Annotated in this window: 25 protein-coding genes; all 25 read left to right on the top strand. The window is 42.2% G+C overall.

All coding sequences use genetic code 11. The features are described from left to right. The first annotated feature begins 51 nt into the window (after window positions 1–51). The 25 genes from AC6I1H_RS01155 (at window position 52) to AC6I1H_RS01035 (ending at window position 20,222) form a co-directional block, all read left to right on the top strand. On the top strand, window positions 52–849 hold the full coding sequence (locus tag AC6I1H_RS01155) for a cell division protein FtsQ/DivIB (protein ID WP_497739232.1): 798 nt from the start codon (window positions 52–54) through the stop codon (window positions 847–849). Then, window positions 846–1,580, top strand: coding sequence for a DUF881 domain-containing protein (locus AC6I1H_RS01150; protein ID WP_497739231.1), 735 nt, complete (start codon window positions 846–848; stop codon window positions 1,578–1,580). The genes AC6I1H_RS01155 and AC6I1H_RS01150 overlap by 4 nt, the downstream gene beginning before the upstream one ends. Beyond that, window positions 1,577–1,921, top strand: a complete 345-nt coding sequence (locus AC6I1H_RS01145; RefSeq protein WP_497739230.1) for a small basic family protein — start codon at window positions 1,577–1,579, stop codon at window positions 1,919–1,921. Before AC6I1H_RS01150 ends, AC6I1H_RS01145 begins: the two co-directional genes overlap by 4 nt. A gap of 78 nt (window positions 1,922–1,999) precedes the next feature. Then, a complete protein-coding gene (gene ftsA / locus AC6I1H_RS01140; protein WP_497739229.1) occupies window positions 2,000–3,217 on the top strand; it encodes a cell division protein FtsA in 1,218 nt (405 codons plus the stop codon). A 24-nt stretch (window positions 3,218–3,241) separates the two neighbouring features. After that, window positions 3,242–4,294 carry a cell division protein FtsZ gene (gene ftsZ / locus AC6I1H_RS01135; RefSeq protein ID WP_497739228.1) on the top strand — a complete coding sequence of 351 codons (1,053 nt, stop codon included), beginning with the start codon at window positions 3,242–3,244 and terminating at the stop codon, window positions 4,292–4,294. Between the two features lie 141 nt (window positions 4,295–4,435). Next, complete coding sequence (gene spoIIGA / locus AC6I1H_RS01130; RefSeq protein ID WP_497739227.1) at window positions 4,436–5,338, top strand: sigma-E processing peptidase SpoIIGA; 903 nt, start codon at window positions 4,436–4,438, stop codon at window positions 5,336–5,338. 22 nt (window positions 5,339–5,360) lie between these two features. Beyond that, a complete protein-coding gene (gene sigE, locus AC6I1H_RS01125; protein ID WP_497739226.1) occupies window positions 5,361–6,086 on the top strand; it encodes an RNA polymerase sporulation sigma factor SigE in 726 nt (241 codons plus the stop codon). A 78-nt stretch (window positions 6,087–6,164) separates the two neighbouring features. Further along, window positions 6,165–6,938: an RNA polymerase sporulation sigma factor SigG gene (gene sigG, locus AC6I1H_RS01120; RefSeq protein WP_497739225.1), complete on the top strand. Its 774-nt coding sequence runs from the start codon at window positions 6,165–6,167 to the stop codon at window positions 6,936–6,938. Between the two features lie 13 nt (window positions 6,939–6,951). Next, a complete protein-coding gene (locus AC6I1H_RS01115; RefSeq protein ID WP_497739224.1) occupies window positions 6,952–7,116 on the top strand; it encodes a hypothetical protein in 165 nt (54 codons plus the stop codon). 152 nt (window positions 7,117–7,268) lie between these two features. After that, window positions 7,269–7,529: a YlmC/YmxH family sporulation protein gene (locus tag AC6I1H_RS01110; protein ID WP_497739223.1), complete on the top strand. Its 261-nt coding sequence runs from the start codon at window positions 7,269–7,271 to the stop codon at window positions 7,527–7,529. Window positions 7,530–7,685: 156 nt separating this feature from the next. Continuing rightward, window positions 7,686–8,141: a transcriptional regulator NrdR gene (gene nrdR / locus AC6I1H_RS01105; protein WP_497739222.1), complete on the top strand. Its 456-nt coding sequence runs from the start codon at window positions 7,686–7,688 to the stop codon at window positions 8,139–8,141. A gap of 30 nt (window positions 8,142–8,171) precedes the next feature. Continuing rightward, the gene (locus tag AC6I1H_RS01100; RefSeq protein WP_497739221.1) at window positions 8,172–9,899 is read left to right on the top strand and encodes a radical SAM protein; all 1,728 of its coding nucleotides are present in this window, start codon (window positions 8,172–8,174) and stop codon (window positions 9,897–9,899) included. 2 nt (window positions 9,900–9,901) lie between these two features. Continuing rightward, window positions 9,902–10,714 (top strand): peptidoglycan editing factor PgeF, encoded by an 813-nt coding sequence (gene pgeF, locus AC6I1H_RS01095; protein ID WP_497739220.1) that lies wholly within the window; start codon window positions 9,902–9,904, stop codon window positions 10,712–10,714. A gap of 157 nt (window positions 10,715–10,871) precedes the next feature. Then, complete coding sequence (locus AC6I1H_RS01090) at window positions 10,872–11,570, top strand: response regulator (protein WP_497739219.1); 699 nt, start codon at window positions 10,872–10,874, stop codon at window positions 11,568–11,570. 5 nt (window positions 11,571–11,575) lie between these two features. Then, on the top strand, window positions 11,576–12,991 hold the full coding sequence (gene pnpS, locus AC6I1H_RS01085) for a two-component system histidine kinase PnpS (RefSeq protein WP_497739218.1): 1,416 nt from the start codon (window positions 11,576–11,578) through the stop codon (window positions 12,989–12,991). A 74-nt stretch (window positions 12,992–13,065) separates the two neighbouring features. Continuing rightward, window positions 13,066–13,821: a phosphate ABC transporter ATP-binding protein PstB gene (pstB, locus tag AC6I1H_RS01080; protein WP_497740885.1), complete on the top strand. Its 756-nt coding sequence runs from the start codon at window positions 13,066–13,068 to the stop codon at window positions 13,819–13,821. Window positions 13,822–13,844: 23 nt separating this feature from the next. Then, window positions 13,845–14,507, top strand: coding sequence for a phosphate signaling complex protein PhoU (gene phoU, locus AC6I1H_RS01075; protein ID WP_497739217.1), 663 nt, complete (start codon window positions 13,845–13,847; stop codon window positions 14,505–14,507). A 296-nt stretch (window positions 14,508–14,803) separates the two neighbouring features. Beyond that, the gene (locus tag AC6I1H_RS01070; RefSeq protein ID WP_497739216.1) at window positions 14,804–15,514 is read left to right on the top strand and encodes a DUF1614 domain-containing protein; all 711 of its coding nucleotides are present in this window, start codon (window positions 14,804–14,806) and stop codon (window positions 15,512–15,514) included. Beyond that, the gene (gene spoIIP, locus AC6I1H_RS01065; RefSeq protein WP_497739215.1) at window positions 15,495–16,703 is read left to right on the top strand and encodes a stage II sporulation protein P; all 1,209 of its coding nucleotides are present in this window, start codon (window positions 15,495–15,497) and stop codon (window positions 16,701–16,703) included. Before AC6I1H_RS01070 ends, spoIIP begins: the two co-directional genes overlap by 20 nt. Before the next feature lie 9 nt (window positions 16,704–16,712). After that, window positions 16,713–17,606, top strand: coding sequence for a YIEGIA family protein (locus AC6I1H_RS01060; protein WP_497739214.1), 894 nt, complete (start codon window positions 16,713–16,715; stop codon window positions 17,604–17,606). Between the two features lie 9 nt (window positions 17,607–17,615). Next, the gene (locus AC6I1H_RS01055; protein ID WP_497739213.1) at window positions 17,616–17,810 is read left to right on the top strand and encodes a capping complex subunit for YIEGIA; all 195 of its coding nucleotides are present in this window, start codon (window positions 17,616–17,618) and stop codon (window positions 17,808–17,810) included. Window positions 17,811–17,888: 78 nt separating this feature from the next. Then, the gene (locus AC6I1H_RS01050) at window positions 17,889–18,365 is read left to right on the top strand and encodes a DUF3189 family protein (RefSeq protein WP_497739212.1); all 477 of its coding nucleotides are present in this window, start codon (window positions 17,889–17,891) and stop codon (window positions 18,363–18,365) included. Beyond that, on the top strand, window positions 18,362–18,835 hold the full coding sequence (locus AC6I1H_RS01045; protein ID WP_497739211.1) for a DUF3189 family protein: 474 nt from the start codon (window positions 18,362–18,364) through the stop codon (window positions 18,833–18,835). The genes AC6I1H_RS01050 and AC6I1H_RS01045 overlap by 4 nt, the downstream gene beginning before the upstream one ends. A 66-nt stretch (window positions 18,836–18,901) precedes the next feature. Then, entirely contained in the window at window positions 18,902–20,110 is a 1,209-nt protein-coding gene (locus AC6I1H_RS01040; protein ID WP_497739210.1) for a DUF512 domain-containing protein, read from the top strand. After that, on the top strand, window positions 20,028–20,222 hold the full coding sequence (locus tag AC6I1H_RS01035) for a DUF512 domain-containing protein (RefSeq protein ID WP_497739209.1): 195 nt from the start codon (window positions 20,028–20,030) through the stop codon (window positions 20,220–20,222). Before AC6I1H_RS01040 ends, AC6I1H_RS01035 begins: the two co-directional genes overlap by 83 nt. Window position 20,223: the final 1 nt, after the last annotated feature.

The following is a 20,223-nucleotide window of genomic DNA, read 5'->3' as shown; positions in this document are numbered from 1 at the left end:
ATTTATTGGATAACATTATTTTTTTAATAATTTAAAGGACAAGTGGTAGAAATGCCGGAAATATATTTGAAAGAAAATATATATAGGTATAGAAAAAAAAGGAAGATTAACATAAAAAGACTATTGTTGTTGATAACGTTTTTATGTATAATAGCAATGATACCGGCAATAACGAGTCCATTATTTGCGGTGAAAGATATCCAGGTAACGGGGAATAAAAACATCTCCTCCAGTGAGATTATCAAAGCCGCCAGTTTTTTTTATGATAAGAATTTGCTGACGGTGAAAGAGAGGGATGTAAAGAAAGCCATATCTGAATCCGTCCCGGTGAAGGAGGTTCATTTGACTTATAAGCTTCCCCATACTCTTATCATAAGCGTCAAAGAAAGAGAGGTAGCAGCGGCATTGCCGTATCTGGGTGGTTTCATTTTGATAGACCCGGACGGCATAGTGGTTAAAATACTACCTAAACTTGATTCCATAACAGTTCCGGTTGTCACCGGGTTAAACGTTACTCATGCGTCCGTGGCAGGGCGACCCGTTATTGAGAATAATGCGAACTCTTATAAAAAGCTTCTGGAGTTAATATCGGCCGTTTCGCCTTTATCTTCGGAACTGTCCGAGATACATGCAGCTGCAGACGACGTTAATGATACCGTATTTTATTTATATACTCTTGACGGTTATCAGATTTTTTTAGGAAGTTTCGAGGAGAGAAAGATTAATGTTATGAAGCAGATATTGGATGATTTGAGAAAGAACAACAGAGGAAAAGGAGAAATCAATATTAGCGGCGAGACGCCGGTTTTTAAACCTTTTTCCGGGGATGGAGGAGAGGATAAACCATGAAAAATACCTTTCAGGCGCATTTTTTAATCGCTATGGTATGCTTTATACTTGGTATGATGCTTGTTGCACAGTTCAGAAGCGTTCAAATAAATGGCGGAGCCATTACTTCCCTGCAAAGGGCTCAGGAACTGACAACAGAGTTGAAAAATGTCATAGACGAGCGGGAACTTTTGAAAAAGGAAGTGGCGGAGTTGCGCGGGCGGCTGACCGAATATGAAAATTCGGCTTCAAAGGTGAGCGGCTTAACGGATGCCATGAAAAAAGAGCTGGAAAAAGCCCGCATGACGGCGGGCCTTTTGGAAGGAACCGGTCCGGGAGTCGTCATCATGCTGGATGACAGCAACATTCCCAAACAACCCGGAGAGGATCCCAATCTGTTTCTTATACATGACGAAGACCTTTTGAAAGTGGTAAATGAACTGTTTGCCGCCGGGGCTGAAGCGGTATCGATAAACGGTCAGAGGATAATCGCCAATAGTGAGATAAGATGTGTGGGACCGACAATAATTGTAAATTCAGTCCGGCTGGCGCCACCTTTCATCGTCCAGGCCATAGGCGACCCCGATACGCTGGAAAGCTCTTTGAAGATGAGGGGTGGAGTGATCGAATCCCTGCAAGTTTTTGGCATACAGGTAAGCATAAAGAAACAGGATAATATCGATATGCCAGCTTATAACGGTCCCGTCCAATTCAAGTATTTTCAACCTGTAAAGGCAGGTGAAAAACAATGATATATCCTTTAATAGGGTTATTTCTGGGTATTCTCGTAGGCATCTACGCTCCGATAAATATTCCCGTGATTTATGCTCCTTACATGTCTATAGCGGTGCTGGCTGCCCTAGATTCGGTTTTCGGGGGTATCCGGGCCATTGAAGAGAATAATTTTAATATGAATATTTTCATAACTGGATTTTTCAGCAATACCCTTCTGGCGGGTTTTCTGGCTTATTTTGGCGACAGGTTGGGTCTCCCCATATACCTGGCCGCTATTTTCGCCTTTGGAGTCCGTATATTCCAAAATCTGGCAATAATCCGACGGGAAATTATTCAACGCATTTTTCAAAAAAAATAATTAGAAAATAAAAGGGAATTTTATTTATTTGTTGAATTAATACATGTAAGAACCTGCCCATAGGGGGGAGGTGCAGTTTTGGGGAAAAACAACATTGTGGCAAGCCTGGATCTTGGAACGTCCAAAGTTTGCTGTATGATTGGCGAAATAACCCGTACAGGCGATCTGGATATAATGGGTTACGGCATTGCCGAATCATCCGGAATAAAAAAAGGTAATGTCATCAATGTAGATTCCGTAGTCCAGAGCATATCCAAAGCGGTGGAACAGGCCGGTCAAATGGCGGGATATAAAATAAGCCGGGCAATAATCGGACTGTCGGGAAGCAATATATCATTGTTAAACAACAGGGGAGTTGTTGCCATACCCAGAAATGCCCGGGAAATAACGCCGCTGGATGTCGAGAGGGTTTTACAGGCGGCAAAAATCGTGGCGATACCTTATGATAAGGAGATGATAGATGTCATCCCGAGAGAATTTATAGTAGACGGCTGTGATGGAATAAAGGACCCGGTGGGAATGGTTGGTACAAGGCTGGAGGTATCGGCGTGTATCATTACGGGTCTCTTGACGGCAATACAGAACATCGCAAGATGTGTGCAAAAAGCCGGGATTGATATTGAAGGCATGGTTTTAAAACCTCTGGCTGCCGCGGAAATGCTCCTGACTGAAGATGAGATGGATATGGGCGCCGTACTGTTAGACGTTGGAGCGCAGGTGACGGAAGTTGCGGTCTTCCAGGAGGGATGCATTACCGCATATGAATTGATTCCCCTCGGAGGAGATCATATTACAAACGATATTGCCATCGGGTTGAGACTGCCATATTCTAGAGCTGAAGATATTAAACGAAGATATGCGTGCGCAAAGCCGGCTCTGGCTTCCGATAAAGCGGAAATTGAAATACAGAGCATAGGTGATACCGTCGGCAGAAAAATTTCCCCAAAAGACCTCACTGCAATAGTGGAACCCAGAATACAGGAAATACTTATTTTTGTATCAAACTGTTTGAAAAACTTAAATTTGAAGTCATTGCTGCCGGCCGGAGTGGTATTAACCGGTGGCGGTCTGGTACATATAAAGGGTTCGGTGGAAATTGCGCAGCAAATTTTAGGCCTTCCGGTCCGGTTGGGTATAATCGACTCTTATGACAGGGAACAAACATTTACCGTAGCTCTGGGGCTATTGTATTACGGCCTCAGGCGAGGATTCATTAATGGCAATACAACAATGAAACAAAATCCAACAGACAGTTTTTTTGAAAAGGCAAAGCGTCTTCTAAAAGAATATTTTTAGCAAACAAGGGGGTTTCCAAATCATATGCTGGATTTTGAGGTGGATCTGGAACAATTCGCCAATATAAAAGTCATTGGAATCGGCGGAGGTGGAAATAATGCCATCAACCGCATGATAGATTCAGGGCTTAAAGGTGTAGAATTTATATCGGTCAATACCGACGCTCAGGCACTGTATCTGTCGAAAGCAGACAAAAAAATACAGATAGGTGAAAAACTAACCAAAGGACTGGGGGCAGGGGCCAATCCGGAAATCGGAAGAAAGGCTGCGGAGGAAAGTAAAAACGAAATTGAAGAGGTTTTAAAAGGTGCTGATATGATTTTTGTCACCGCCGGTATGGGAGGGGGCACAGGAACCGGAGCCGCTCCGGTAATTGCCGAGATTTCAAAAAACCTTGGAATCCTGACCGTTGGAGTCGTCACAAAACCTTTTGCTTTTGAAGGCAAGAAGCGCATGGCCAATGCGGAGATGGGAATCGCCAATATAAAAAACAGCGTGGATACTTTAATCACCATTCCAAATGACAGATTGCTGTCCATAGCTGAAAAAAAGACTTCAATGATCGATGCCTTCAAGATGGCTGACGATGTTTTAAGGCAGGGCGTTCAGGGAATTTCGGATTTAATAGCGGTGCCGGGCCTTATAAACCTTGACTTTGCCGATGTGAGAACCATCATGATGGGCACAGGATTGGCGCATATGGGCATAGGAAAGGGAACAGGCGAGAACAGAGCGGTTGAAGCCGCAAAACAGGCCATTTCAAGTCCCTTGCTGGAAACTTCCATAGAAGGGGCAAAGGGAGTGCTTCTGAATATAACCGGCGGATCAAACCTGGGGCTCTTAGAAGTCAACGAAGCGGCAGAACTTATTTCATCGGCTGCTGATCCGGAAGCTAATATTATTTTCGGAGCGGTCATAGATGAGAAATTACAGGATGAAATCAGGATTACCGTTATAGCGACAGGATTTGAACAGTTTAAAGAAAAATCACTGGAAATAGAAGAATTTGAAGTGGGTCCTTTTACAGACGAAGACCTGGATATTCCAGCATTTCTGCGGAGGAACCGCAAAAGATAAAAGCGCAAATTTAGCGCTTTTTTTTATTGTATAAATCACAATATGACATTTTTTTAAAATTGGTGATGTTAAAATATATCATAAAGGACAAGAAAGACGAATATAGATTTTTTATAGATTGGTAGTTCTTCGGAGGATTATATGGTCATATATTTTGACATAGTGTTATTGATAAACCTGCTGATGAATTTTTTGATTTTATTGTTCGTGGCAATAGTTTTGAAACTAAAAATAAATCTTGTGAAAATTTTCGCAGGAGCGATGATAGGATGCTTATTTCTGTTCTCTATAATTATACCCTATCTTAAGGTTTTTCAGAGCCTGAGTTTTAAACTAATCCTCTCGGTGGCAATGATATTGTTGAGTTTTAGACCACATTGTTTTAAGGATTTCATAAAAATACTGGGCTTTTTTTATCTTATTTCTTTCATGGTGGGCGGAGGGGCCTTTGCGCTTTTCTATTTTTATAATTTAAAAGATACGGTTTCCGGCAGAATGCTTTTAATAAATAATATTTCGGTACCATGGTGGATATTACTTATTTCTTCTTTTATGTTATTTTTATTTTTTAAATATTTCTGGCCTCTTTTATTCCGTATGCTGTCAAAAGACATTCTTCTTGTACCGATGAAAGTCGACTTTGGCACAAGAAGCCTTGAAATCACGGCACTTATCGATACCGGCAACGACCTTCGTGATCCGGTATCGGATTATCCGGTGGTTATAGTGGAATTTAATGCGGTAAAAGATCTTTTCAGCAAGGATTTGCAATCTATATTGATAAAAGGAACTGAGGTAAACCTACAGGATATGAGTGAACTAATATCCGAATCTAAATGGGCTACAAGGTTTCGAGTGATTCCTTTTGAAAGCATTGGAAAAAGCAAAGGCTTGATGATTGGCTTCAAACCCGATATGATAACCGTAAATTTCAACAATAAAATAATGGGAATCCAAGATGCCGTTCTTGGCATTTATCAGAGAGCTCTTTCTCCCGACGGAACGTACAGGGCTCTGTTGAATCGCGATTTATTAAATGAATAAAAAATTTGCTGGAGGGAAAAGTATGTTTAAATTTAAAAAAATAAATTTTAAACTGATTATCGTCAGACTGCTGAGACATCTCAGAATATATAGGAAGTCCCTGGTTTATTACATTGGCGGGACTGAAGCCCTACCGCCTCCCCTCAGCGGCGAAGAAGAGGTTATCCTGCTCAACAGACTAGTCATGGGCGATATGGGAGTAAAAAGCGTCTTAATCGAACGAAACTTACGGCTTGTGGTTTATATAGCAAAAAAATTCGAGAATACCGGAGTTGGTATAGAAGACCTGGTCTCTATTGGAACCATTGGGCTTATAAAAGCCATTAACACCTTTGACCCCAATAAAAAAATCAAACTTGCGACTTATGCTTCCAAATGCATTGAGAATGAGATTTTAATGTACCTGAGGAGGAACAACAAGACAAGAGTTGAGGTGTCTTTTGACGAGCCGCTCAACATTGACTGGGATGGGAATGAACTCCTGCTGTCGGATATCCTGGGCACCGATAATGATATGATATATAAGTGCATAGAGGAAGAAGTGGATAAGGAGCTGTTGGATACGGCTATGAAGCGCCTGTCAAAACGGGAGAGATGTATTATAAAGCTTCGGTTTGGCTTAAGTGACGGTGTAGAAAAAACCCAGAAAGAAGTAGCGGATATGCTGGGTATTTCTCAATCTTACATATCACGGCTTGAAAAGAGGATAATAAAAAGATTGAAAAAAGAAATGGTAAGAATGATGTAATAAAATAGAAACATGTATAAAAACCTCCCCCTATGGCAAGACTTTAAATGATAGCTTAAGGAAGACAGGGGGAGGTTAATGATTTTAAATAAAGTTGAAATATGCGGAGTCAATACTTCAAAACTCCCGGTACTTTCCAACAGCAAAATGAAAGAATTATTTTTGCTTGTGAAGAAGGGCGATAAGGAAGCCAGGGAAAAATTGATAAACGGTAATTTGCGTCTGGTCTTGAGCGTGATACAGAGATTCAACAATCGAGGCGAGTATGTCGACGACCTTTTTCAGGTGGGATGCATAGGTTTAATGAAGGCCATCGATAATTTTGACTTGAATCAAAATGTGAAGTTTTCCACCTATGCGGTTCCAATGATAATAGGGGAAATAAGGCGCTATCTCAGAGACAACAACCCCATAAGAGTGAGCCGTTCCCTGAGGGATGTGGCATACAAGGCCCTGCAGGTAAGAGATGTCCTAGTGAACAAAAATTCGCGGGAACCGTCCATCAATGAAATCGCATCGGAGATGAACGTTCCCCGAGAGGAAATAGTTTTTGCCCTGGATGCCATTCAGGAGCCAATTTCTCTCTTTGAACCCATATATCATGACGGCGGTGATCCTATTTTTGTAATGGATCAGATCAGCGATGAAAAAAATCAGGATGAAAGCTGGCTCCAGGGCATTTCCATCAAAGAGGCTATGCAGAAACTGAATGAGAGAGAGAAACGCATTTTAAATCTCAGATTTTTTGAAGGCAAGACTCAGATGGAAGTGGCGCAGGAGATAGGTATATCTCAGGCACAGGTTTCCAGACTCGAAAAAGCAGCCTTGAAGCACATGAGGAAATACATTTGAAGAGGTGAAACATATGCTCAAAGTTTTCACAAAGTATATAGCGGTTATCATTGCGGCGCTTGCTATATTCAGCTTTTATTTTGCGCCGCGAAGTGTGGTGGCGTATAACACTAAAAATCTGACTGCAGTTAGCCAAAAGGTGCAGAAAGACATATTGAAGATTGCTGAGCAAAAATGAAAAGGCCGGTTCCGGCCTTATTTTTTTTGCACTTTTTTAGGTCAACCCGAATATAATTATGATAGCAACTTGAGGCGCCGGTCCATCTCTGGCAGGAAAATAACTTTTTGCCCTAATAATAAAGATTAAATAATGCGAGGGGGCCTGATAATATGATCAAAACATCGGATTTACGGCAGCGGGAAGTAATCAATGTGACCGACGGTAAGAAGCTAGGATTCGTATACGATCTTGACATAGACCTGGAGGAAGGCAGGGTAAGATCCATAATTATCCCCGCACAGGGCAAGTTTTTCAGCTTGTTCGCCAGATCCGGAGATTACGTTATTCCATGGGAACAGATAAAAAAAATAGGTTCCGACGTGATTTTAGTGGAATTGAAGGACTTTATCAACCCTAAAAAAAATGAATAAGAATTAAAAAAAGCTTTCACTTATAAGCATTTAAACAGCGGTAGCTTTTTTGAAATGCATTACGGAAAGCCTAAATTAAGGAATATTTTTGCTTTCCTATGCATTATGACTTTCAATTTGTCCCAAAAAACATTATAATATATACGGGGTGATATTATGAAATGCCCTTTTTGCGGTTATCTTGACAGCAAAGTTATGGATTCAAGACCCACGGATGAGGGAAGCATTATTAGAAGGCGAAGGGAATGCCCTTCATGCAAAAAGAGATTTACCACATATGAGAGAGTAGACGAACTTCCCATCATGGTAATAAAAAAGAGCGGCAACCGAGAAGTCTTTGATCCCCATAAGATCATTAACGGTCTTATAAAGGCGTGTGAAAAACGACCGGTTGCAATGGATGTTTTGCAGAACATAGCCAATGATGTGGAAAAGGAATTGAAGAACTCTATGGACCAGGAAGTGGAGAGTCAAAAAATAGGAGAAATGGTGATGAAGAGGCTAAAAAATGTAGATGAAGTGGCGTATGTCCGGTTTGCATCTGTATACCGGCAGTTCAAGGATATCAATTCATATATAGAAGAAATTGAGAGACTGCAAAAACAAAAGTGAAAGCATAAACATTCGGAGGTATATGGATAGATGCCCTGGGAAAATATTAAAAACCTGAAAAAGCTTGCCGAAGATGAAATATCGTTTGCGCCAAAAAAGAGCTTTAATTCTGTTCCTACCAATGTAGCGCTAGTATTTCCCAACTCTTACAGCCTGGGAATGTCAAACCTGGGCTTTCATTCGATATTTCATCAGATAAATTCCAGGGATGATTCCCTCTGCCACAGGGCTTTTGTTTCACTGGCGGATAAGGATTCTTCGGAAGCTAGGGCTTTTGAATCGGGCCAGCCTCTGAGCGTTTACGATATAATTGCCTTTTCCATTTCCTTCGAGCTGGATTATATAAATGTCCTTAAAATTCTTGACAGGGCCGGATTACCGTTACTGGCAAAGGACAGAGAAAAGCCTCTTGTGATAGCCGGCGGACCTGCGGTAACTTTCAATCCCGAGCCGCTTGCCATATTTTTTGACGCTTTTGTCATAGGCGAGGGAGAGGAAGCGATCCACGAGGTAATTGAGACTTTTGCAAAATACAGACACAGGTCAAAATGGGAGATACTGGAAGGTATTTCTACTGTTCAGGGTGTTTATGTACCTTCTTTTTATGAAATAAAGTATGACAGATCCGGAAGGGTAATTGAATTTGAAACAAAGAATAGTGCACCTGCCCGTGTCAGGAAAAGATGGATAAAAAAGCTCGACGATGTTAAAACCGAATCGGTAGTGCTTACTCCAAATACCGAATTTCGCGACATGTTCCTTCTGGAAGTTTCCAGAGGGTGCGGAAGAAACTGCAGGTTTTGCATGGCGGGATACTGCTACAGAATTCCGAGAGCAAGGTCTCTTGAGTGCATCCTGGAAAGGGCGAAATTCGGTTCAAAGTACAAAGAAAAGATAGGTCTCGTTGGTGCGGCGGTATCCGATTACCCGTATATAGATGAACTTTCACAAAAGTTTATTGAGAATAAAATTAAATTTTCGGTTTCTTCCCTGAGGGCTGATACTTTGAGAGAACCGTTGATGGAGGGACTCGCCAGAAGCGGACACAGAACGTTAACCATAGCTCCGGAAGCCGGTTCGCAGCGGTTGAGAGATGTAATCAACAAAGGGATTAACGAAGAACATGTGTTGAATTCCATAAGCCTGGCACATAAATTCGGCATTAACAATATCAAGCTTTATTATATAATAGGTCTTCCCACGGAAACCGACAGTGATATAAGCGAAATGATAAGTTTCTTAATACAGATTAAAGATTTCATGAAAAAAACAGGCAACAGGCTGGGCGATTTATCAGTAAGCGTAAATCCTTTTATTCCAAAGCCATGGACTCCGTTTCAATGGTTTGGAATGGAGTCCCCGGATACTCTGAATAAAAAAATAAACAGACTCCAGGGCTACGTAAAAAGCGAAGGCATAAGGTTAAACTTTGAGAGTCCCAGGCTTTCCGAGATTCAGTCAGCCCTTGCCAGAGGCGACAGGCTGACGGGATTTTTGTTGTATGAGGCTTATAAGCTGGGAGGCAAGGTTTCGTCTTACAAAATGGCCGGAACGGATGGCAGGAATGTGGAATACTATGCTCACAGGCATTTTGATTTGGGAGATACGCTCCCGTGGTATCATATAGACATAGGTCTGAAAAAAGAATATTTTATAAACGAATTCAAGCGGGCTCTTAAAGGAGAGCGTACCCGGACATGCACCGATGAAATATGCAAAACTTGCCGGATATGTTGGAAAGATGAGGAGGGCAGTTAATTTTGGATTTTGAAATGAGGCAAAAGGGGGCTTTGAAGTATTTCATCATCCCCTCATTTGAAAAGACAGGTCTTGTAAGACACGGTTTTTCCACACGAATTGGAGGAGTTAGCGATAAGCCGTATGATTATTTAAACCTTGGGCTAAAAAAAGCGGATGAAAAAGAGAGGATAATGAAAAATTACAGGCTGATCTGCGATGCCATCGGCATAAATTTAGATCACCTGGTCATTTCGGATCAGGTCCACGGTGACGAAATATATGAAGCGGGGCTTAAGGATAGAGGGAAGGGTATTCTGAAAGCGAGTGATATAATTAATAAGGATGCATTGATGACAAAGCAAAAAGGGGTGGCTCTGGTGACATTTTATGCAGACTGCGTTCCCTTGTTTTTCCTGGATGTCAGAACACCGGCCATCGCCCTCGCCCATGCGGGATGGAGGGGCACGGTGAAGAAAATCGGTCAGAAGACTGTAGCACGGATGATAGAAAATTATGATTCTGATCCGGGGAATATCCTGGTAGGGATTGGCCCCTGTATAAAAAAATGCTGTTACGAAGTGGATGAGCCAGTGGTAAACGAGTTCAAAAAGGCATTTATCTGTTGGGAAGAATTGATAGAAGATAAAGGCAATGGTCACTTTATGCTGGACCTGGTAAAAGCCAATAAAAAACAACTGAATGAAGTCGGCGTCAAACCTCAGAATATAACGATAAGCCATTACTGCACTTCTTGCAGCAACGACCTGTTTTTCTCCTACAGGGCAGATCGGGGAAGAACCGGAAGTCTGGCAGCTTTTATTGAACTTGCATGATATTCCGCCAACTGGATGTCGGATGCCAGATGTCAGATTAAGTTGGAATTTGCGACTTGCAAATCCCTTCTATTCCGACTTCTGACTTCTGGCTTTTCGAAGAAGCGGCAGAGAGCTGCTGAATTAAGTTTTAAATTGTGACAATGGAGGAGGATTTATGGCGAAGGAAAAAATACTTGTCGTCGACGATGAGCCGCATATACTGGAACTGGTAAGGTTTAATCTGGAAGCCGGCGGGTTCAAGGTCCTGGAAGCTGTTGACGGTCAGAAGGCAATAGAACTTGCCCAGACAGAAAAACCGGATTTGATTTTGCTGGATTTGATGCTTCCCGGAATTGACGGATTGGAAGTTTGCAGAATACTGCGCCAGCAGAAGACAACCCGGGAGATCCCCATTATCATGTTGACCGCAAAGAGCGAGGAGATAGACAAAGTGCTTGGGCTTGAAATGGGAGCCGACGACTATATTACAAAACCCTTCAGCCCAAGAGAATTGACGGCCAGGGTAAAGGCAGTGTTGAGAAGGTCGTCCGGTTCGGAAAAGAATGAAAATAATATAAGAATAGGAAATCTGGTTATGGATATAGAAAAACATGAAGTGCTGGTGGACGGAAAAAAGCAGGAGTTTACGCCGAAGGAGTTTGATTTGCTAAAGTTGCTGGCATCCAATCCCGGCAAGGTTTTCTCAAGGGAGTACCTCCTTGAGAACATCTGGGGATATGATTATCTGGGTGATACGCGGACTGTTGATGTCCATATACGGCATCTGCGGCAGAAAGTTGAAAAAGATTCTGAAAAGCCCGTTTATATAGAAACTGTAAGGGGCATCGGTTACAAGTTCAATAAGCCGGAGTGATGTTTTTGCAAAAAAAGCTTTCAAGAGCACTTATTTTATTAGCACTGATTTCGGTAGGTATAACAGGCATTTTCCTATTTGTAGAACTGGAAGGTTATTGCCTGAAAGGTGTCAATGCCGATATTTCATATGAAGAAATATTTTTTAAAATGATCCGGGTCCTGATGACTGCAGCTTTGCTCAGCGGAGTTATGGCGTTGTTTTTATCAGTCCGGTTTTCGATGAGAATAGTATCTCCAATAAAAGAGATGATACGGGTTACAAAAGAATTCTCAAATGGCAATTTTACGGAATTGATTCAGACCAGATACCCTGACGAATTGGGGGAACTGGGAGAAGCCCTAAATTTTATGGCGGCAAGACTTGAAAAATCAATGCAGGAACTGGATGACAGAACTACAAAGATGGAAGCCATTCTTAGAGGGATGGTTGACGGGGTCCTGGCCGTTGATAGTGTCGGCAGAATAATGCTGGTAAATCCCGTTGCCGAAAAAATGTTTAACATCAGCGCATCTGATGCAACCGGCAGACATTTAATTGAAGTAATAAGAAATTATGAACTGAATGAATTTATAAATGCATCGTTAAGAAAAGGTATTGTTTCTTTTAAAGAATTGATCTTACTTCCTGGAGAACAGATCTTGAGGGTTCACGTAAGCCCTATTAAGACTTTTTCGGGGAAGACATTCGGTATAGTGGCGGTTATAAGAGACATTACCGAGCTTCGCAGACTTGAGAAAGTACGTTCCGATTTCGTGGCGAATGTTTCCCATGAGCTCAGGACGCCGCTTACTTCCATAAAGGGTTTTGTGGAAACTCTGCTGGACGGAGCTTATAAAGATCCCAATCTTGCCAGAAGGTTTCTCAATATCATAGATTTTGAAACGGGAAGACTTTACCGATTGATAAATGACCTTCTGGACCTGTCACAACTGGAGACCAATCAGATAAAACTCAATATTGAAACTGTCAAATTGCCTGCATTAATAGAGGAAATAATGATGATTTTCGATGCTCGTCTGGAAGAAAAGAACTTGAGTTTTTCTACACATCTTCCTGATAACCTCCCCGGAGTAAAAGCAGACCCCGACTGGCTTCGGCAAGTGTTCATAAATCTTGTGGATAATGCTGTTAAATATACTTCGCCCGGCGGCAGGATATGGATTGAAGCAGAAGAAAAAGGCAATTTCATAGAAATACGCGTTTGCGATACTGGCATTGGTATTCCCGGTCAGGATATATCCAGGATTTTTGAAAGATTTTACCGTGTTGACAAGGCAAGATCCCGACAGGTGGGAGGAACGGGCCTGGGGCTTTCAATCGTAAAACATATTGTCAAATCTCTTGGTGGAGAAATAAAAGTGGAAAGTAAAGTGGGCGAAGGAAGCAAATTCATTTTTTTATTAAAAAAAGCTGGTTAACAATAACTTAAAATAATTTTAAATTAAAATTAACATTAATTGTTTAATATTATTTAATATGAGAGGTGAGTAAAATAGAGAACAAGATTTGTACCGAAGGTTTAAACCTTTATTACGGCAAGTTTCAAGCTTTGAAGAATGTTGCCATGGAGATAAAGAAAAATAAAGTTACGGCTCTTATTGGCCCCTCCGGCTGCGGTAAATCCACTTTTTTAAGAACTCTTAACCGCATGAACGACTTGATAGAGGATACGCGCATTGAAGGCAAAATTCTTCTGGATAACAAGAATATTTATGACAAAGATGTGGATGTGGTCGATTTAAGAAAACGTGTCGGGATGGTGTTCCAAAAACCGAATCCTTTCCCAATGACTGTATATGATAACATCGCATATGGTCCCAGAATACACGGAAACAGGGATAAAAAGAAATTGGATGAGATAGTAGAAAAAAGTCTAAAAGGAGCGGCTTTATGGGATGAGGTGAAAGATCGTTTGAGAAATTCCGCACTGGGATTGTCGGGAGGTCAACAGCAGAGGCTGTGTATTGCCCGTGTGCTGGCTGTGGAACCCGAGGTCGTATTGATGGATGAGCCCTGTTCTGCCCTGGACCCTATTTCTACCATGAAAATTGAGGAATTGATAGAACAGCTAAAGCAAAACTACACTATAATAATAGTTACCCATAACATGCAGCAAGCCGGCAGGATATCGGACTACACGGCTTTTTTCCTGAACGGCGAAGTAATAGAATTCGGAATGACCGAAGACCTGTTTTATAATCCTAAAAACAAGAAAACCGAGGATTATATTACGGGACGTTTCGGTTAATACGTTATGGGAGGTAAAATTATATGATTTCGACACGGCCTTCTTTCGACAGGGAACTGCAGGAACTCCAGCAGGATATACTGAGAATGGGAAGCATGGTGGAACAACAAATATACAATGCTGTGGAGTCGCTGGTAAAAAAAGATGAAAAACTGGCCAACAAGGTCATAGAAGATGACGATATTGTGGACGACATGGAACACCAGATTGAGGACAAGTGCGTTAAACTCATTGCAAGGCAACATCCCCTTGCAAAAGATTTGCGGGTGATTTTTACGGGAGTCAAAATAGCGACGGACCTTGAAAGGATGTCCGATAATTCCATAGATATTGCAAGGACCACAATAAGGCTACTGGGACAGCAGTATATAAAACCATTAATTGATATTCCCCGGATGGCTTATTTGACTCGGGAAATGGTAAGGACAGCCCTGGATGCTTATATCAACCAGGATGTGGAAGCAGCCCAGAAAGTGTGCAGGTCCGATGATGAGATTGATCATTTGTATTCGCAGATTTTCAGAGAACTTCTTGTCATAATGATGGAGGACCCCAAAACCATATCCCAGGCAACGCAATTACTATTTGTGGGAAGGTATCTCGAACGCATTGCAGATCACGCCACAAACCTGGGCGAGTGGATCATATATCTCGTCACCGGCGAGAAAAAAGAACTTAACAATTAAGTTTGATTGGCAAAGAAACTGCGGCCGCAATCCGGCTGCTTTTATAACGACTGCGACAGAAAACCTGACCTCTTGTGGGTCAGGTTTTCTGTCGCACAAAATTTCAAAGAATCTACCGATTTAATACGGGCTATAATCAAAGATTCTTTTATTTTTGTACAGGAAACTGTGCGAACGTTGACCCGAGCGCAACCGTTCCGGCCTGCGAGATGACTTTGAGCTATATTCTGGAATAAATTAAAAAAACCCAGGGCAACATAAGGACAGAAATTTTTTACAAAAGCGAGGTGCTTTTCGTGCCCGTTGGAGTAATTTTATTGCTGGTGATAGCGGTAATTATCTATTTCGGCCTTTTACAGCGGGTTCTCGACAGGATGCATATGTCGGACAAATTGGCTCTGGCCTTTGTGGGAGCTATGATATTGGGAACTTTTTTGCCGAACATCCCTTTGGGGCTGGGGTTGTCAATAAACCTCGGCGGAGGCGTGGTGCCAGTAATAATTGCAATTTACCTGATTACCACATCCAATACGGGGCAGGAAAAAATGAGGGCTATCGCCGCTTCAATTATTACCGGGGTAGCGATATACGCCGCGGGCAGGTTGCTTCCCGCGGAACCGGGCACTATGTTCATAGATCCTATGATAGCTTTTTCCGTGCTGGCCGGAATAGTGGCGTACCTTTTCGGGCGCTCCCGCCGGGGGGCATTCACAGCGGGTCTTTTGGGTATTGTAATCAGTGATTTCATTTATGCTCTGGGCGTAACTGCCAGGCCTATCGGCACGGTAATAGGCGGAGCGGGAGTATTTGACGCTGAGATCATGGCAGGGGTAATAGCGGTGGCGCTGTGCGAGATTGTTGGAGAAACCCGGGAAAGACTCCAGGGGGGCACGGCCAAAGCCGACAAGAGACCCAGGGAGAATTCCGAAATGGCAAGCATGCTGGCAAAGAACGAGAGCAACATATCGAAAGAAGGTGGACAGGAAAATGAAGAAAACAATGAATAAAATAATAGTTTTCACTGCGTTTTTTGCAATTGCTTTATTTTGCTTTTGCTCCGAGGCTATCGCGGAAGAGGAAAAGGAAGAAGGCTATTTTACAGTGTATGAGGAGGGCACAGATAAAAAAATTTTTGCCACCAGCATGGTAGTAAATATAGGCGACCAGTATCTGGATGAAGACAATAATTTCTATGAAGTTGTAAAAGTATCGGGGGATAAGGCATATGCCAGATTTTTACGCAAGGAAGACATAGCAAAATCTTTGGATTTTCCCGAGGCAAAAGCTATGGCTGCGGCTGTCCAAGGAGACTACAATACTTTAAAGACTGCGGAATTAAAAAAAGAAAGGGTCATAGCCGTATATCACACCCACAGCGATGAATCATATATACCTACCGATGGCAGATCCAGTATTCCGTATAATGGCGGAATATTCAAAGTCGGCGGCTCGCTGACGGCGGCTCTGGAAAGGAAGGGCATTAAGGTCATTCATTCCATGAAACCGCATGATCCTCATGATTCCATGGCGTATCAAAGGTCGCGCCGTACCGCCATGGATCTTTTAAAGCAGGGTCCCGATGTGCTGCTGGATATTCACAGGGATGCGGTTCCGGCCGAAGAATACCAGGGCGATATAAACGGAAAACCTCTTGCCAAAGTCAGGTTGGTAGTCGGGCGGCAAAACCCGCAAATGAGCACTGTCAATAATTTTGCATGGCAGTTGAAAGCCACTGCGGATAAAAAATATCCCGGTCTTATAAAGGGGATTTTTTACGGAAAAGGGGGCTACAATCAGGATTTATATCCACATGCCATGCTGATTGAAGCTGGTACCTACACCAACTCCCGTTATAGTGCTGAAGATGGTGTGGATTTCATGGCTGATGTAATAGCTGCTACTGTATACGGCTCCGATTATCAGAAAAAAGTCGCGCCTGGGGGCGGGGCTACCACCCAGATTCCGGGGGAAGGCGGTGGAACAGCTAGGGCTATAGGATGGATTGCGGGCATTGCGGTAGTGGGCCTGGGCGCTTACATGTTCATCAGCACCGGCGGCTGGAATGAATTATCAACCAAAGTAAGGCGATTTGCAGGTTCGGAATTTGCCAATTTCCTGGGTAATATAAAAAAAATACACGGCAAAAAGCAGAAAAGTCCCGGAGGAAATGATAAGGACGATGATAAAAATGAATGAGGGATTTTTATGTCAAAGTACCTGGCGGTAGTGACCATGGGAGTGATTATGGGAGTAACAGCCCGGTTGTATATGCTACGGGTAGATTACAGACAATATCCGAGTTACCCCCAGGGTTATTTAATACACATATCGCTGGGATTGATAGCGGCTTTCCTCGGCGCGGTAGCCGTACCCGCCCTTATTGCGAGGGAATATACCGCCGTAACTTTTCTGGCGCTGGCTGCTCAGCAGTTTCGGGATATACGGGATATGGAGCGAAAAAGTCTCGAGAATATAGAGGACACTGAACTAGTGCCCAGGGGGTCCGCTTATATTGAAGATATTGCAAAGGCTTTTGAGTCAAGGAATTATCTTGCCATTTTAACCTCGCTTTTCAGCAGTATGGTTTTACAGTTTTCCGACAGCTTTCCTGCGGCTATTTTGACCGGAACGGCAGCTATTATGGTTTTAAGCCTGATGACAAGGAGAAAGAAAATAAAAGACATAGCCGTCATCAGACCCGCAAAAATTAGATTTCAAAATTCTCTGTTGTGTGTTGAAAACATCATAATAATGAATGTGGGATATCCTGATTCACGAAAAATAATAGAAGAAGAGGGCCTTGCCGTAATGATAGAACCAAAAGATGACAATGCCAGGGCAACTCTTTCCAGTATCGGTCAGAGACAGGCTATAGTTCATGATGCGGCATCACTTCTGGGCGTCAAAAGGGATGTGACCGACGTTGACTTCATGCCGCTGGCAAGGCTGGATGTAGATACCGGCCGTGTGGGTGTTATAATAGTGCCCATGGAAAGGGATATAGAAAGTCTGATAGAAGCGGTGAAAAGAGTACCGGTTCTAGAAAGCTCCAAGCGAAAACCATTGGAGTCTTTTGCAGGGAAACAGGCCTCCGATTAGGTGATGCACATGGATAATATAGGAATTAAAGAAGCCATTCTGGCTGTTATTACACTGAATGAACGCCAACCCGCTTCGGGAGTGCCCGTTTTTTACGCAAAAGATGAAAAGGAGCGGGATAAAATAGCATTGTATCTTTCAAAGATACTTTCGGCCATGGTACATGACCTGGAAAATGGCACTTATATTATTGTCAGGCATTAAGGAAAGGGCCACTTTTCCTCTTCCGGGCATTTAACCGGGTAGGCGGAGAAATGTCCCCAATTAAATGGAGGAATTGTTTTGAAAATCATATATTCCTGCTACTGGGGCAGCTACCTTGCAGTGGTGGCTGCTTCGCTGCATCTGGGACTGATAAACGACCGGGATTTATCCAGGGAAAAGATATTAAACCTGCCTCTGTTTGGAAAACTAAAAAAAGAAGATTTCGGAGAAATGATATTCATGGGCTCCGATAACCGAGCAAGAAAAGTATATGTGCTTGGAGCAAAACGGTCGGGCCGCATTATTGAAAGGGCTCTAAACGGGTTTGCACAAATATATGGCCTGGGGAAAAAAACGGTGGAATTTATTGATTTGATGGCTTACAATAATTTTTATGTCAGCTTCGGGCTATTTCTAATTCATAAATTGGGGTTGAGGGGAATCGGTATGATAATACTTTTCCGGGGCATTAAAAAAAGTTTTGGTAGAATAAAAAAACTGGTGAGCAAAGTCTTGAACGAACCGGATTATTTTCAGGAGAACAGGGAATTATGAAGATATTTTATTATTGCTACGGCAGCGCCCATTCATCGGTAGTAGCCGCATCTATTCATCTGGGTAAGCTTCCGCTCGACAGGCTTCCGTCCGCAGAGGAAATTGAATTTCTTCCGCATTTTGACAAAACCGACTCCTATGAAATAGGAACTCCATTTTTTATGGGTGTCGATGAACATGGAACGGAAATTTTCATAACCGGTATGACCAGTGAGAGACAGCTGGTTAAAAAAGCCATATACAGTTTCTTAAGAAATTCCGGAATAGATGAAAACGATGTGATGATGGTGGACGCCTTGAGATATGTAAATTTGAAAACCAGGATAGGAGGATTTCTTTCCCGACGCCTGGGCCTTGTCGCTGTTGGAAGACCTTTGACAATAAAAGGTATACAGGAAAAATATGCTGATTTTTTAACACTGGTGAAAGAAACAAAGCAAAAAGAGTTGATGCATTTAAATAAAACTTGACTTGACATGGTTTTTCGGCAATAATATTAGTAGCAGGTAATATAACTAACTATAAAGAGGGAAAAGATGGGAAAAAATGCAATTATAAAAACCATCGCAAGAGATAGTATCGCCGCCAGAATAGGGCTTTTGCCCGGGGATGAAATTATAAGCATAAACGGGCAGGAGTTTCACGATTTTCTGGAGTATAAATTTTTGATGACTGATGAAAGAATTAAATTGAATGTTAAAACCAGGGACGGGAAAATTAAGCGGTTAACCATATATAAAAATTTCGATGAAGGCCTTGGAGTGGAGTTTGAAAACCCTTTGATGGATGAAATAAAAAGGTGTAAAAACAAGTGCATTTTTTGCTTTGTAGATCAGATGCCTCCAGGGCTTCGCGAATCTCTTTATGTAAAGGATGACGATTATCGACTTTCAACGGCGTTTGGAACTTTTGTAACACTTACAAACCTGTCGCAGCTAGAATTAAACAGAATAGTTAAGCTCGGGTTAAGCCCCATATATGTTTCGGTGCATGCCACTTCTCCGGAAGTTAGAAATTTCATGATGAGAAATCCGCATTCCGGGGAAATTTTAAACATCCTCAAGTTTTTAACCTCGCACAATATTTTTCTTCACTGTCAGATAGTTTTATGCCCCAGAATAAATGACGGCATTGTGCTGAGACAAACGCTGAAAGACCTGTCGAGCCTGTGGCCTTATGTGTTGTCTATAGCCGTAGTGCCGGTGGGCATTACGAAATTCAGGGAAAAACTTTATCCTTTAAGAACTTTTACAAAAAATGAAGCTGACGGAGTGATCGATTTCATAGAGGATCTTCAGAACCGAAATCTGAAAAAATTCGGGTCGCGCCTTGTATTTGCGGCTGATGAGTTCTATTGCATAGCTCAAAGACAGGTTCCCGATTATGAAACTTACGAGAATTTTTATCAGCTTGAAAATGGAGTGGGCATGATTGCATTGTTAAAAAATCAAATTGAACAACACATGAAAAAACTTCCGCGAAAGCTTGGTAAAAAAAGGAAGGTTACTGTGGCTACAGGCGTTTCTGCATATAAATTTTTACGGCAGATTCTAAATCCTTTGGAAAAAATCTCCGGTCTGGAGCATGAAATACATCCCATTATAAATAATTTTTTTTGGTCCTTCCGTGACAGTGGCTGGATTGATAACCGGAAAAGACCTGATGGAACAGCTGAAAGAAAGGGATTTAGGAGATGTTTTGTTGATACCCGATGTCATGTTAAAGGAAGAGAAATTTTTTCTTGACGATTTAAAAGTGGAGGATGTCGGAAATTTTCTTGGGAAAAAAATCGAAGTGGTCAAGGTGGACGGCAAAAGTTTTTTAAATGCAATACTTGGTAAAAAATGGAGGACATAAA

It is taken from the genome of Biomaibacter sp. TOL (genome assembly GCF_059717795.1).
The sequence above is the reverse complement of the archived record's forward strand: the minus strand, read 5'-3'. Positions and strand labels throughout refer to the sequence as shown.

What these genes read in the sequence shown, in the direction of transcription:
- AC6I1H_RS01100 (WP_497739221.1), top strand. Translation starts at nt 8,172, where the DNA reads ATGCCCTGGGAAAATATTAAAAACCTGAAAAAGCTTGCCGAAGATGAA.
- AC6I1H_RS01115 (WP_497739224.1), top strand. Translation starts at nt 6,952, where the DNA reads ATGCTCAAAGTTTTCACAAAGTATATAGCGGTTATCATTGCGGCGCTT.
- sigE (WP_497739226.1), top strand. Translation starts at nt 5,361, where the DNA reads ATGTTTAAATTTAAAAAAATAAATTTTAAACTGATTATCGTCAGACTG.
- spoIIP (WP_497739215.1), top strand. Translation starts at nt 15,495, where the DNA reads ATGAAGAAAACAATGAATAAAATAATAGTTTTCACTGCGTTTTTTGCA.
- AC6I1H_RS01090 (WP_497739219.1), top strand. Translation starts at nt 10,872, where the DNA reads ATGGCGAAGGAAAAAATACTTGTCGTCGACGATGAGCCGCATATACTG.
- AC6I1H_RS01145 (WP_497739230.1), top strand. Translation starts at nt 1,577, where the DNA reads ATGATATATCCTTTAATAGGGTTATTTCTGGGTATTCTCGTAGGCATC.
- phoU (WP_497739217.1), top strand. Translation starts at nt 13,845, where the DNA reads ATGATTTCGACACGGCCTTCTTTCGACAGGGAACTGCAGGAACTCCAG.
- sigG (WP_497739225.1), top strand. Translation starts at nt 6,165, where the DNA reads ATGATTTTAAATAAAGTTGAAATATGCGGAGTCAATACTTCAAAACTC.
- AC6I1H_RS01150 (WP_497739231.1), top strand. Translation starts at nt 846, where the DNA reads ATGAAAAATACCTTTCAGGCGCATTTTTTAATCGCTATGGTATGCTTT.
- ftsZ (WP_497739228.1), top strand. Translation starts at nt 3,242, where the DNA reads ATGCTGGATTTTGAGGTGGATCTGGAACAATTCGCCAATATAAAAGTC.
- spoIIGA (WP_497739227.1), top strand. Translation starts at nt 4,436, where the DNA reads ATGGTCATATATTTTGACATAGTGTTATTGATAAACCTGCTGATGAAT.
- AC6I1H_RS01110 (WP_497739223.1), top strand. Translation starts at nt 7,269, where the DNA reads ATGATCAAAACATCGGATTTACGGCAGCGGGAAGTAATCAATGTGACC.
- AC6I1H_RS01040 (WP_497739210.1), top strand. Translation starts at nt 18,902, where the DNA reads ATGGGAAAAAATGCAATTATAAAAACCATCGCAAGAGATAGTATCGCC.
- AC6I1H_RS01055 (WP_497739213.1), top strand. Translation starts at nt 17,616, where the DNA reads ATGGATAATATAGGAATTAAAGAAGCCATTCTGGCTGTTATTACACTG.
- nrdR (WP_497739222.1), top strand. Translation starts at nt 7,686, where the DNA reads ATGAAATGCCCTTTTTGCGGTTATCTTGACAGCAAAGTTATGGATTCA.
- AC6I1H_RS01155 (WP_497739232.1), top strand. Translation starts at nt 52, where the DNA reads ATGCCGGAAATATATTTGAAAGAAAATATATATAGGTATAGAAAAAAA.
- AC6I1H_RS01035 (WP_497739209.1), top strand. Translation starts at nt 20,028, where the DNA reads ATGGAACAGCTGAAAGAAAGGGATTTAGGAGATGTTTTGTTGATACCC.
- AC6I1H_RS01060 (WP_497739214.1), top strand. Translation starts at nt 16,713, where the DNA reads ATGTCAAAGTACCTGGCGGTAGTGACCATGGGAGTGATTATGGGAGTA.
- AC6I1H_RS01045 (WP_497739211.1), top strand. Translation starts at nt 18,362, where the DNA reads ATGAAGATATTTTATTATTGCTACGGCAGCGCCCATTCATCGGTAGTA.